We start from the raw sequence: 12,799 nt of genomic DNA, 5'->3' as shown, positions 1-12,799 counted from the left end.
ACGTATACTAGAAGAAATATAATAGGAGAGAGAGACGATGATTGATTATATAAACCAGTCAACAGAAGAAATAGCACAAGTACTTTTAGGAAAAAAACTTATTCATAAAACGCCGGCATATACGTATAGTGGTTATATTGTAGAGACGGAAGCCTATGTTGGGATAGAAGATATGGCTTGTCATAGCTATGCAGGAAGACGCACGCCTCGATTGAAATCGATGTATAAGTCAGGTGGAACAATCTATATTTATACGATGCATACCCACCATATGTTAAATATTGTTACAAAAGAAGAGGGAAATCCCCAGGCTGTTCTTATCCGAGCGATTGAACCTTTTGAAGGAATAGAAGGGATGGAAAAGAATCGACAAGCAAATGGAGTAAATGTATGTAATGGACCTGGGAAGCTTACAAAAGCAATGGAAATCACCAAAGCTTTAAATGGTATCTTAATAAATGAAGAATCTTTACGGATTGTAGATGGGAAAGTACCATCCCAAATAATTGAGTCTCCGAGAATTGGGATTCCAAATAAAGAGGAATGGACGCTAAAACCTTTACGATATTATGTAAAAGGGCACCCCTGCGTATCAGGAATGAAAAAAGGCGAGATGCTTTCTGCTGCAGATTATTGGCATTATGGATAATGGATAATTTGTTTAGAAACCGCTTTCTAATAAAAGGCTGATAAGATATGATGGATATAACTATCATAGAAGGGAATTGGTTAAAAGGAGTGAGTGAAATTGTTACCAATAAGACAACAAAAGATACTGCATCAGCTTATGCAGTCAAAGTCTCCGCTTTCCAGTGATTACTTAGCAAATGCCCTGGATGTAACCACGCGAACAATTAGAAGTGATATGAAGGCATTGATTGATACATTAAAAGATAATGGAGCAGAAATAGTACTGACAAGAGGGAAGGGATATGAATTAGTTATTGGAAATTATCATTATTTTAAACCATTTTTAACAAAAATAATGAATGAAAATAACGTAAGTACACCCCTTCCAACGGAACCTGAGGAAAGAGTCGACTATATTCTAAAACGTCTATTATTGGCGGAAGAATACTTAAAAATCGAACAATTTGCTGAGGAGCTTTTTGTAAGTGAATCCTCTATTAAAAATGATCTGAAAGAAGTAAGAAGATTATTAAAAGACTTTAATTTAAATCTAGATAAGAAGCCAAACTATGGTTTGAAAATCAAGGGGCAAGAAGCTAAACTGCGTTATTGTCTTGCGGCATATGTGTTTGACCAGGATCAAACAGATTGGATACTTCCGAATAAAAAACTAGAAGAAATAAGAAACATTATTATCGAACAAGCAGAAAAGGCATCTATTTTTCTATCAGATATTGGCGTAAATAATTTAGCAACGCATATTGCGATTGCCTGTATTCGCATACAAAATGATAATTATGTTTCCATGCCTTTAAAAGAAATGGAGCCTCTTAAAGAAAAAAGAGAATTTACGATTGCCAAAAAGATTGTCTTTTTTCTAGAAAAAACGTTACAGGTTACTTTTCCTGAATCAGAAATAGCCTACATAACTATTCATTTATTAGGTGCGAAAATGGTAGTTTACCAGTCTGATAGCAGAGAGAATATGTTAGAAATGATAGAGGAAGACATTTTAGCATTAACAAAAGCGATGCTCCACGAAGTGGAGCAAGAATTGGATCTAGAAATAGCCTATGATGAAGAATTAATTTACGGGTTATGTCTGCACTTAAAGCCTGCTATCAATAGATATAAATACGATTTAACCATAAAGAATCCCCTTCTTGCTGAAATCAAGAAAAATTATCAAATGTCCTTTGATGCTGCTGTTATTATGGGGAAATACTTAAGTAGACATAAGGGATTGGACATTAATGAAGATGAAATAGGTTATTTAGCATTACATATTGGCGCAGCGCTTGAGCGAAAGAAAGCAAAAAACAATGTGAAAAGATGCTTGATTGTCTGTGCTACAGGGGTGGCAAGTGCTCAATTACTGTATCACAAGCTTCAGTCCACCTTTGGCAATAAACTTGAAATTGTAGGAACTGCTAATATGTTTACCATCGATAACTATGATCTAAGTACATTAGACTTCATTGTTAGTACCATTCCTATTAAAAGGGAATTAACCATACCTGTTATTGATGTACATACTATTTTAAGAGAGGAAGACATTAGTAAATTAGAGCATATGGTTGTAGATAGAGTTGAAACTACCTTGCAATATTTTTATCCTGACCTTGGATTTTTTCAACAAGAGTATCAAACGAAAGAGGAAGTATTAGCATTTTTAGCAAGAGAAATTATACAGAAGGGGATTGCGCCAGATCATTTCTTTGAGTTAATCATGGAACGAGAAGAGATTGCTCCAACAAGTTATGGAAACGCCATAGCCATTCCTCATCCTCTAAAACCAATCACCGACAGTACTTTTTTATCTATTTGCACATTAAAAAAACCAATTCAATGGGGCGAAAATAAAGTGCAGCTTATTTTCTTATTAAGTGTACAAAAAAAGTACAAGAAAGATATTCAAAAGCTATATCAGCTGCTAGTCAAAATATCAGGAAATGCCTATATGGTGAATCAGCTATTAAAGGTAAAGTCCTTTGACGAATTCAAAGAATGTATTTTAGCTATTGGACAATAGGAATTTATAGAAGGGAAGGAACTCCGGACTAGAGTTCCTTTTTTTTGAGTCAGCCATTTCCAGTTTAAGGTGGAAAATAAGTGTATGTAAATGTAAGCGCTTATCCAATAGAATGGAAAACAAGAAATGAAACATATCATTTCCATTTAAATTAGGAATGGAGGTTAATCAATGAGTTTTAAAGACAAAGCTACCGAGACCCTTGGAAATGTTGCTTACAAAATAACAAATCAGAAATATATTATGGCCATAAAAAAAGCTTTTGTGACGTTAATGCCTGTCATTATAACAGGGGCGTTTGCCGTTTTAATCGCGAATATGGTGATGGGAACAGAGAGTGGTTTAGCCCATTTTAAAGCATTTGCCTTTTTGGCTGATTACCAGCCAATTATGAAGGCGATCCAATATGCTACCTTGAACTTCCTTACAATTGGGGCCGTTTTTCTTATTGGGATAGAGCTCGGACGGATCAATGGCCATCAGTCGTTATTCCCTGGAATATTAGCATTAATGTCCTATGTTTCTGTTGTTCCAACAACGCTAGAACTGCTTGTTAATGAGAAGAGCCAATTAGTGGTTGATGTTTTAGCAAGGCAGTTTTCTGATCCAAAAAGTTTATTCCTCGGAATGATTATCGCCATTGTATCGGTTGAAATTTATTGCAAGTTATCGAAAGTAGATAAGCTGCAAATTAAGATGCCTGATAGTGTTCCGTCAAATGTTGCGACTTCGTTTTCAGCACTAATTCCTTCTATTTTAACTGTAACGATTGTTGCTACTTTTGGATTTCTTTTTTTCAAAGTTACAGGGATTTATTTATATGAAGCAGTATATAACATTGTACAAAGACCGTTAGAAAGTGTCATGCAAGGACTGCCAGGAATTCTGATTCTTATGTTTGTGGCCCAATTTTTCTGGGTGATTGGTATTCATGGAAATCAAATGGTAAAACCGATAAGAGAACCACTGCTGCTGGCATCTATTACTGTTAATATGACGGCATTCCAAGAGGGAAAGGAAATTCCTAATATTATCACGATGCCGTTTTGGGATGTGTATATGAATATTGGTGGTTCAGGGGTAACCATTGGTTTATTAATAGCAATTTTTATAGTATCTAAACGAGAAGAAATGAGAAGTATTGCAAAACTATCCGCAGGACCTGGTGTGTTCAATATAAATGAGCCAGTTATATTTGGATTACCAGTCATGTTAAATCCAGTTATGGCTATTCCCTTTATTATTACCCCGCTGATTACAGGGACAATCGGTTATATTGCTACAGTAACTGGATTTGCTGCTAAGGCTGTCGTCATGGTTCCTTGGACGACCCCGCCCATTATTAATGCATACCTATCCACGGCCGGAAGTATTGGAGCGGTTATTACCCAGATTATTTGTATTATCGTATCTGTTCTAATTTATTTGCCATTTGTATTGATTGCTAATAAGGCTCCTGCTGTTCCAGAAGACGAGTAATTTAATACGGGAAGGGAGGAAGAGATAAATTTGACAATCGGATTGTATAGGATAGACGCTGTGATTCCTCATTTCTCCTATCCGGCCAATACTTGTGAGATGGTCTATGATGGATTATTAGGAATCATGAATTTAATAGTTATTTGTGAAGAGTAAGGAGGAGAAATAATGGAACAAATGAAAGTTAGTATTCCAGATCATTTTATTTTAGGAGCAGCATCATCTGCGTGGCAAACAGAAGGATGGGCTGGAAAGAAGGACTCTCAAGACTCCTATATGGATATCTGGTATAAAAATAATAAAAATGTTTGGCACAATGGCTACGGACCAGGAATCGCTACAGATTTTTACCATCGATATAAAGAAGATATCAGCATAATGCAGGAAATAGGGTTAACGCATTACCGGACATCGATCAATTGGTCTCGTTTCTTGGTGGATTATGAAAACGCAGTGGTAGATGAGGATTATGCTGGATATGTCGATAATGTTATTAATGAGCTGATAGATAAAGGTGTAGAACCAATGATTTGCTTAGAGCATTATGAATTACCGGCTGCTCTTTTTGAGAAATATGGCGGATGGAACGACAGACATGTTGTGGACTTATTCGTCAAATATGCAGAAAAAGTATTCGAGCGTTACGGGCGTAAAGTGAAGCACTGGTTTACTTTTAATGAACCAATTGTTGTGCAGACCCGTGTATATTTAGATGCAATACGTTATCCGTTTGAGCAGAATACCCAAAAGTGGATGCAGTGGAATTATCATAAAGCACTTGCCACTGCTAAGGTTGTTGCCTTGTTTAAAGAAAAGCAGCTGCATGGACAAGGGGCTAAAATTGGGGTTATTTTAAATCCAGAGGTAACATATGCGAGATCTTCGGCTCCGCATGACCAAGATGCCGCCCGTATTTATGATTTATTCTTTAACCGAGTATTTCTAGATCCATCGATTAAAGGAGAATATCCAGCAGAATTAATGGATCTTTTACACAAACACAATATTTTATTTGAACATACAGAAGAAGACTTAATGGTAATAAGAAATAATACCGTTGATTATGTGGGGATTAACTTATATTATCCTCATCGCGTAAAGGCTAGAACAACGGCATGGAACGAAAATACCCCTTTTCATCCAGCTTATTATTATGAAATGTTCGATATGCCAGGCAAGAAAATGAATCCATTCCGAGGCTGGGAAATCTATCCGCAGATTATGTTTGATATGGCAACTCGCTTGAAAGAGGATTATGGCAATATTGAGTGGTTTGTGGCCGAGAATGGAATGGGTGTGGAAAATGAGTTTAAGTATAAAGACGAAAGTGAAGTAATCCAAGATGATTATCGCATTGAGTTTATTAGTGAACATCTTAAATGGTTATTAAAAGCAGTCGAACATGGAGCAAACTGTAAAGGATATATGCTCTGGGCATTTACGGACAATGTTTCGCCCATGAATGCTTTTAAAAATAGATATGGACTAGTTGAAATTAATTTAGAAGAAAATCGAAACCGAAAAATGAAAAAGTCAGCTTTTTGGTATAAGGAAATCATTAAAGCTCGAGAAATCACCGTAAAAAATGATGATTTTATTAAATAACAGGAGGAATGAAGGATGAAAAGAATAATATTAGCTTGTGCAGCAGGTATGTCTACTTCCATTGTAGTATCAAAAATGAAGGCAGCTATTAAGGCAAGAGGCGAAGAAATTGATGTTTATGCCATTCCAGAAGGAGCAATTGCTGATGAATTAGCAACCTCAAGCGAAGGGGTAATGGCCATTCTTCTAGGACCGCAAGTACGATTTATGAAACAGGCGGCAGAAAGTGCTGCGAAACCATATGGAATTCCAGTGGATGTCATTGATACAAGATTGTACGGTACAGCTAATGGAGAGAAAATACTAGACCATGCATTATCATTAGCTAAAAATTAACCAAGAGAATAGAGGTGGTGAAATTGAATACTTTAGAGGAAATGCAGACAGCAGCTTTTCAGATTATTTCATTTGCTGGGGAAGCAAGAAGTTGTTATGTAGAAGCTATTCAGATTGCAAGAAATGGAAAAATGGACGAAGCGAAGCAAAAAATAGAAGAAGGTGTTCAATTTTACAATCAAATTCATCAAGTCCATGCTTCTCTTATCCAAAGAGAAGCTGCTGGAGAACAACTGCCATTCTCCCTTATTCTCATGCATGCAGAAGATCAAATGCTCACAACCGAAACATTAAAGATTATGGCAAGTGAGATGATAGAAATGTGTGCCATGATTATAGAGAAAAAATCATAAAAATCAACACGAAGCAGACAACATAGATTTTTATAGGGTTAGCGAGCAGAAGAAGTCAAAACCTCAAAGGCTATGTTGCGGCGACCGAAAGTCAGCCGCTTGGAAAGTGAAATGTATTTTAGTCTGCGGGTAATACCCACAAACTATTAAAAACCCAAACGATTGATAAGGAAAATATTAGTAGTATTTTCTTATCAGTCGTTTGGGATTATCCTCTGTTAGAATACTTAGAACCACCTCTTGATTTTCAAATGAATTAAGAAATTTTCCCTTCCTTTATTTTCCCTACTACAGGCTTTTCATAGACTAATTTAATAAAGTATCCATATAAAGCTGCTAGAATTTGTTGGAATAGCATACCAATCACAACGGGAACTGCTACTGCTGGAGGGAAAAAGCTCACAGCGAGAACTGCTCCTGCACTAATATTTCTCATCCCGCCAGAATAGATCATTGCTATTGTTTCTTCTTTGCTTCGTTTTGTAACTACCCCTAATATCCAGGCAAAAAAGTATCCAGATAATGCTATTACAAAAACAGTAAGTGCTACTTGGAGAAACTTTTTATCAATATTTCGTAAGTAAGGGGCTACTACAGAACTATTAATACTAACAACTAGTGCTAACCCAATTTTAGAAAAAGGGGATAGTGTATGATTCCACTTTTTCGCCTTTTCCACTGAAAACTGATTAACCATCATGCCGAAAATAGATGGCAGAACAATCATTCCAAGCAGCCCCTTCATCATCCCCCAAACCTCAAGCTGTACCGTTTCTCCTACAAAAAGGCTCATGCTTAATGGAACAAGGAACGGAGACAGCAAGGTGTCGAGCAAGATAATCGCAAGAGTAAGTGCAATGTTTCCTTTATAGAGGCTAACCCAGATAACACTTGTGATTCCAGTTGGAATAACCACAGCTAACGTAAGCCCTGTAATCGTGTAAGGGTCATTTTGGAAAAATAAGTGACCAATCCCAAATGCCCACAAAGGAGTAAGAATATGTAGAATAGCCAGTGTCAAAAGCAAAGAAAGTGGATGGGTGATTGTATATTTCACTGATTTTAAATTAGATGTCAAGCTCCCTATAAAAGTCATCATTGCAAAAATCCACGGAACTAAGAAAGAGACATGATGAAGGATATCTGATAGCAATACCCCAATTAGGACACTAATCGGGGTTAAAAGAGGCATCCACTTCCCAAGAAAAGCATTCATTTTTTCTAACATATACAGGACTCCAGTTCTTGTAAAAATATAAGTTCATTTTAACATAGAAATGCTGGTGGATAAGCTGTAGTCGTGAAAATTTTCAGAATATTGATTTCGGAATAGTCTCCTGTAAAGCCATCATTTATTCGATTGAACTTTTTTCTATAATAATTACCCATTCGCCTAATTTTACATATAGTATAGCAAGAGCAAATTTAGAAGCATGGCATATTCATTGGCAATAGGGAGTTTTAAAGGCTGTTGATCACTTTTTTCTCCATTACAAGAGACCATGTGAAGGGAACGATAAATCAGCTGATTATAACAGGAACGAGAAATTGGTCTATAAAAAATCTATTAAAAATATGAATATTTTAGAACGGAGGGCTGTAATTGTATAAATTAGAGGTTAAGGACAGTAGTAAGGTTTTTCGAAAAAATGGCAAGGAGTTTTTCGCATTAAAGGATACAAATTTGCAGATTCCAGAAGGGAAATTTGTCAGTATTATCGGCCCAAGTGGATGTGGAAAATCAACACTATTTAATATAATTGCAGGATTAATAACACCATCAACAGGTCATGTCTTGTTAGACGGAAGGGACATTGTTGGAAAGAGTGGGCATGTTGGCTATATGCTTCAAAAAGACTTGCTTCTTCCGTGGAGAAATATTCTTCATAATGTGATTTTAGGATTGGAGGTAAAGGGTGTTCCTAAAAAAGAGGCGATCCAAAGAGCATTACCTTTATTAGAGAGATATGGATTGGAAGGGTTTGAAAAGCATTTTCCGGAAGAACTTTCTGGAGGAATGAGGCAGCGTGCGGCTTTGTTGCGAACATTGCTTTATGACCAAGATGTTATTTTACTGGATGAACCTTTTGGCGCCTTAGATGCACAAACACGCTTATTTATGCAGGAATGGCTTTTGCAAATATGGGGAGATTTTAAGAAAACTATTTTGTTTATCACCCATGATATAGATGAAGCCATTTTTTTATCAGATGATATATATATTTTGACGCCAAGACCAGGCACCATTAAGGAGAAGGTATCAATCCAATTACCAAGACCAAGAAATGAACAAACACTACTAGACTCTAAATTTATTCAATTAAAAGAATATGTACTACAAGCACTAAAATCAACAGAAGAAACAAAATAGGGAGGGAGGAATGGAGAGATGGAATCAAAGGATAAAACGAAGGTTCTTTATATAGAGGATGATGAGGTCATTGCCCGAAGAAAAAGGAAATTTACTCGCATTGGGCAATGGAGCTTTGGAATTATATTTCTCCTTGCGTGGGAGCTGCTTTCCAAGTGGAAACTAATTGATTCGTATTATTGGAGCAGTCCATCAACAATATGGAAGACGGGTTATATAGCTTGGACAGAAGGATCTTTATGGAGTGATTTATTATATACCTCTGGTGCGACTATCTTTGGTTTTGGACTAGGAACCTTCTTTGGCGCCCTATTAGGACTTTCCTTTTGGTGGTCTTACTATTATGCACGTATTTCAGAACCTTATTTAATTGCCTTTAATGCAGTACCGAAGCTAGCTCTTGCGCCAGTTCTTGTTATTTTATTTGGAATAGGGTTTAGCTCCAAGGTAGTACTTGCCTTTATGATGACTATTATTACAACAGCTCTTGCTGCTTACAGTGGAGTGAAGGCAGTAGATAAAGATTTAGAAAAATTAATGTATTCCCTTGGTGCAAAGAAATGGCATGTTTTCACTAAAGTTGTCATACCAACGACAATGCCGTGGATTGTAAGCAGTTTGAAAATTAACATAGCATTAGCATTGGCTGGTACAATTGTCGGGGAATTTATCAGCTCTAGACAAGGGATTGGCCGAATGATCCTATATGCTGGGCAGATTATGAATATCAATCTTGTCTGGGTGGGCGTAGCTGTGCTGTCTATTCTTTCGATTGTGATGTACTTTGCTACAGTATGGATAGAAAAGCTTCTTTTGCGAGGAAGAAATGCGGAATAAAATATTTTCCCCTTTGAAAAGAACATAAAGAGAAAAATGTTCCATATATATGAAATAGAATATGTATTTCCATTATCCGCAATATACTTCTGGTTCATCTTCATTTTCTTATCTACTACTAAATTTCCCATTCTATTCATATATGAAAAAGGGGGCTTTGCCTTGAAAAAGTGGAGGCTTTTTCTGCTTATGTGTCTTAGTTTTGTCTTAATCCTTGCAGGATGTTCTTCAAAAGAAGAAAAGGGAACGAAGGATGGATTGAGGAAGATTGTTATTTCAGAGCCAGTACATTTGATCGGCTATCTTCCACTGTATGTTGCCATAGAAGAAGGTTATTTTAAAGAAGAGGGATTGGAAGTAGAAGTCATTACAGCAACAGGAGGTGCCCATGTTACATCCGTTGTTAGTGGTGATGCCTGGGGTGTTATGGGCGGACCAGATTCTGTGCAAATGGCCAATTTAGGAAGCTCTGATCCGATTCAGTCAGTAGTAAACGTCGTTAACCGCGCTAATGTTTATTTGATGGGAAACTCAGAGGAAACGATTGATGGTACAAACGATGAAGAGCTGGCAGCTTACTTAAAAGGAAAAGTTATTGCAGCTGGGCGCTATGGTGGTAGTCCCAATCTTTTAACTAGATGGCTGTTAATGGAGCTAGGTTTAGATCCGGAAAAAGATGTGAAGTTAGAAGAACCAGCTGATGCCAGTGCAGTAGTTTCCCTTGTAGAATCCGGAAATGCCGATATTGCTAATGGTGGAGAACCGCAAATCACAGAAGGAATGAAAAAGGGAGCATGGAAAGAGCCATTCTACAGTTTTGCCAGTTTGGGAGACTATCCTTATTCTGTTGTCAGTGTAAAAAAATCCACAATTGAGAAAGAGCCGGAAGTTGTGGAAAGCTTTGTAAAAGCTGTTTTAAAAGGACTTAAGAAGGTGGATGAAGACCCAGACCTATCCATGAAAGTGTTAAAAGCAGAATTTCCATCTACATCAGATGAGATTTTACAAGCATCTTTGGATCGTGCTTATGCTGATGAATTATGGAGCAAGGACGGTTACATCTCAGAGGAAGCTGTTGCAAAACCAATGGATGTTGTCGAGAAAACGGGTGTCTATACGGAAGGCTATAAATACGAAGAATTAATCGATATGCAGTTTGTGGATAAATTGTCCAAGAAACAATAAGAATAATTCTTTGCGTCCTAAATGAAATAAGTTAAAATGAAGGTATAAGCATATATGGACTACTAGGGGTGCCAGTTGGTGGCTGAGAGAAAAACAAATTCGTTTTTTAACCCTAACGACCTGATCTGGATCATACCAGCGTAGGGAAGTAGCGGATTCACTCTATTTCTTTTGACTTTAGCAGTCAGGTCTATTTAGATCTGGCTTTTTTAGTTTGTGAAAAGCCGTCGTTTAATAGCCCTGTAAGCCTTTTGGGTCTAGTCAATAGAAGGTTTGCTTAGTCTCCATGCTTAAAACTATTTTGAGTGGAGGAAATAATTACGATGAAAAGAATTAAATTATTGGTGATTATGGCCATGTTTACGGCAATTGGGACATATGGCTCAACCTTAGTATGGTTTCCGGCAGGTATTGCCAAGGCATATCCTGTTCAGCATGCTTTAAATGTAATAGCGGGAGCAATACTTGGACCGGTTCCAGCAGTTATCATTGCTTTTGCTACTTCCTTGTTAAGAAACCTATTAGGAACGGGATCCTTATTAGCATTTCCGGGAAGTATGATAGGTGCACTTTTGGCAGGCTATCTATTTCATAAAACAGCTAAGCCAATCTTTGCAGCTTTAGGTGAATTTATTGGAACAGGCGTCATCGCCTCCTTAGTGGCAGTACCATATGCATCGTTTTTCTTAGGGACAAAAACGGGTGCTCTATTTTATTTGCCATCCTTTGCTGTTAGCAGTTTTGCAGGATCCATCATTGGTGTCATCTTAGTAAGTCGTTTAGTAAAAATAAAATCAATTCAAATGTTAACTCAAAATTAGCAGCATAATAGATGAAGGACCGGTTAGAACATACTTATGGGATAACCGGTCTTTTTGTGGATAAATATATTGATTTTGTGGATAGTATGTGGATAACATAGGTAATTTTTATTGTATTTGTGGAAAACTAAGTAGGAATCAGGTGATATTTAGTAGAAGAAAAGATGTTCTGTGGATTTATTGTGGAAAACTAAGCGAGGGAGAAGGCTGGGAAAGGGAAGTTAGAATGAAGAGAATAGAGGAAAAACAGTTGGAACAAAAAAGGATATTTGTTATTACAAATATCCTTTTGATTGCCTTCTTCAATAATTCCGCTCAATAACAAAGTGTGCTCTGTCTCCTCGGAAAATAGTTTTGGAATATTCAATGGCAGTTTCATCTTCTGCATAAGCAAAGGTTTCAAGTAGAAAGCAAGGGGATCCTGCAGGAATTTCCAATTTCTTAGAAATAGTGTCATCTGCTAAAACTAATTCTAAGTGCTCTATTGTTTTGCGGATTTTTATATTATACTTCGTTTCCAGCATTTTGTATAAAGACTTTTCGCAAGCAGCGCTATCTAATCCTGGTGCCTTGTGCCAAGGCAGATAAGAGATTTCATATTGTAGTGGAGCATCATTTACATAGCGCATGCGTTCTAAGCAGTTAACGGGATCCCCTATATTTTGATTGAATTGCTTGGCTAGAAAATCGGTCGCTTCAATAACCTTCAGCTGAAGCACCTTGATAGACGGGGCTTTCCCTTGCAAAGTAATTTGTTCAGAGAATTGCTCTACTGTACTAGTTAAAGATTGTTTGATTTTATTTTCGGCTACAAAGGTACCTTTCCCTTGTACTCGATAAACATAGCCCTCAACTGTTAGTTGTTGAAGGGCTGTGCGAATCGTTGTTCTGCTGACACCGAATGTGTTACAAAATTCAGCTTCGGTTGGTAATTTAGTATTTGGTTGATATTCGCCGCTTTTAATCATGTCGATAATGGACTCTTTTACAATCGAGTGTAGCGCAGCATCTTTGTTCATTTCTTCCACAATCGTTTCCCTCCATATTGTCCCTAAATATAGAATATCTTTTCTATTCCTAATAAGCAAATAAATAACAAATTTGTAATAACAAATAAATTTGTATTGAAATACGTCGTATTTGTTATTAC

At 36.9% G+C, this 12,799-nt stretch carries 13 protein-coding genes and 1 riboswitch; of the genes, 11 read left to right on the top strand and 2 right to left on the bottom strand.

The features are described from left to right. Positions 1-40 precede the first annotated feature (40 nt). The 7 genes from NSQ92_RS21240 (at position 41) to NSQ92_RS21210 (ending at position 6,435) form a co-directional block, all read left to right on the top strand. Positions 41-649: a DNA-3-methyladenine glycosylase gene (locus NSQ92_RS21240; RefSeq protein WP_341133443.1), complete on the top strand. Its 609-nt coding sequence runs from the start codon at positions 41-43 to the stop codon at positions 647-649. Between the two features lie 99 nt (positions 650-748). After that, the gene (locus tag NSQ92_RS21235; protein WP_341153195.1) at positions 749-2,662 is read left to right on the top strand and encodes a BglG family transcription antiterminator; all 1,914 of its coding nucleotides are present in this window, start codon (positions 749-751) and stop codon (positions 2,660-2,662) included. A 171-nt stretch (positions 2,663-2,833) separates the two neighbouring features. After that, entirely contained in the window at positions 2,834-4,141 is a 1,308-nt protein-coding gene (locus tag NSQ92_RS21230; protein ID WP_061796941.1) for a PTS sugar transporter subunit IIC, read from the top strand. A gap of 30 nt (positions 4,142-4,171) precedes the next feature. After that, a complete protein-coding gene (locus NSQ92_RS21225) occupies positions 4,172-4,297 on the top strand; it encodes a hypothetical protein (protein ID WP_268874795.1) in 126 nt (41 codons plus the stop codon). Between the two features lie 12 nt (positions 4,298-4,309). Continuing rightward, positions 4,310-5,746 (top strand): glycoside hydrolase family 1 protein, encoded by a 1,437-nt coding sequence (locus tag NSQ92_RS21220; RefSeq protein WP_341153194.1) that lies wholly within the window; start codon positions 4,310-4,312, stop codon positions 5,744-5,746. A gap of 15 nt (positions 5,747-5,761) precedes the next feature. Next, positions 5,762-6,082: a PTS sugar transporter subunit IIB gene (locus NSQ92_RS21215; protein ID WP_047940837.1), complete on the top strand. Its 321-nt coding sequence runs from the start codon at positions 5,762-5,764 to the stop codon at positions 6,080-6,082. Between the two features lie 17 nt (positions 6,083-6,099). Next, on the top strand, positions 6,100-6,435 hold the full coding sequence (locus NSQ92_RS21210; RefSeq protein ID WP_235844446.1) for a PTS lactose/cellobiose transporter subunit IIA: 336 nt from the start codon (positions 6,100-6,102) through the stop codon (positions 6,433-6,435). A gap of 256 nt (positions 6,436-6,691) precedes the next feature. On the opposite strand, the gene NSQ92_RS21205 is transcribed toward NSQ92_RS21210, so the two are convergent. After that, complete coding sequence (locus NSQ92_RS21205; protein ID WP_061796940.1) at positions 6,692-7,663, bottom strand: bile acid:sodium symporter family protein; 972 nt, start codon at positions 7,661-7,663, stop codon at positions 6,692-6,694. A gap of 375 nt (positions 7,664-8,038) precedes the next feature. Between NSQ92_RS21205 and NSQ92_RS21200 the strand changes: the two genes are divergently transcribed. The 4 genes from NSQ92_RS21200 (at position 8,039) to thiW (ending at position 11,649) form a co-directional block, all read left to right on the top strand. Continuing rightward, a complete protein-coding gene (locus tag NSQ92_RS21200; RefSeq protein WP_047940835.1) occupies positions 8,039-8,806 on the top strand; it encodes an ABC transporter ATP-binding protein in 768 nt (255 codons plus the stop codon). An 18-nt stretch (positions 8,807-8,824) separates the two neighbouring features. Next, the gene (locus NSQ92_RS21195) at positions 8,825-9,643 is read left to right on the top strand and encodes an ABC transporter permease (RefSeq protein WP_061796938.1); all 819 of its coding nucleotides are present in this window, start codon (positions 8,825-8,827) and stop codon (positions 9,641-9,643) included. Positions 9,644-9,805: 162 nt separating this feature from the next. Beyond that, positions 9,806-10,828: an ABC transporter substrate-binding protein gene (locus NSQ92_RS21190; RefSeq protein WP_095258256.1), complete on the top strand. Its 1,023-nt coding sequence runs from the start codon at positions 9,806-9,808 to the stop codon at positions 10,826-10,828. A 54-nt stretch (positions 10,829-10,882) separates the two neighbouring features. Next, positions 10,883-10,992, top strand: a riboswitch (TPP riboswitch). 159 nt (positions 10,993-11,151) lie between these two features. Then, complete coding sequence (gene thiW / locus NSQ92_RS21185; protein WP_047940833.1) at positions 11,152-11,649, top strand: energy coupling factor transporter S component ThiW; 498 nt, start codon at positions 11,152-11,154, stop codon at positions 11,647-11,649. Positions 11,650-11,951: 302 nt separating this feature from the next. On the opposite strand, the gene NSQ92_RS21180 is transcribed toward thiW, so the two are convergent. Continuing rightward, entirely contained in the window at positions 11,952-12,668 is a 717-nt protein-coding gene (locus NSQ92_RS21180) for a GntR family transcriptional regulator (protein WP_047941033.1), read from the bottom strand. Positions 12,669-12,799: the final 131 nt, after the last annotated feature.

It is taken from the genome of Niallia sp. FSL M8-0099, from assembly GCF_038006945.1.
GTDB classification, from domain to species: domain Bacteria; phylum Bacillota; class Bacilli; order Bacillales; family Cytobacillaceae; genus Niallia; species Niallia circulans.
The sequence above is the reverse complement of the archived record's forward strand: the minus strand, read 5'-3'. Positions and strand labels throughout refer to the sequence as shown.

Excerpts from the sequence above, each read along its gene's own strand:
- NSQ92_RS21195 (WP_061796938.1), top strand. The coding sequence starts at position 8,825 with ATGGAATCAAAGGATAAAACGAAGGTTCTTTATATAGAGGATGATGAG.
- NSQ92_RS21205 (WP_061796940.1), bottom strand. The coding sequence starts at position 7,663 with ATGTTAGAAAAAATGAATGCTTTTCTTGGGAAGTGGATGCCTCTTTTA.
- NSQ92_RS21220 (WP_341153194.1), top strand. The coding sequence starts at position 4,310 with ATGGAACAAATGAAAGTTAGTATTCCAGATCATTTTATTTTAGGAGCA.
- thiW (WP_047940833.1), top strand. The coding sequence starts at position 11,152 with ATGAAAAGAATTAAATTATTGGTGATTATGGCCATGTTTACGGCAATT.
- NSQ92_RS21215 (WP_047940837.1), top strand. The coding sequence starts at position 5,762 with ATGAAAAGAATAATATTAGCTTGTGCAGCAGGTATGTCTACTTCCATT.
- NSQ92_RS21230 (WP_061796941.1), top strand. The coding sequence starts at position 2,834 with ATGAGTTTTAAAGACAAAGCTACCGAGACCCTTGGAAATGTTGCTTAC.
- NSQ92_RS21180 (WP_047941033.1), bottom strand. The coding sequence starts at position 12,668 with ATGAACAAAGATGCTGCGCTACACTCGATTGTAAAAGAGTCCATTATC.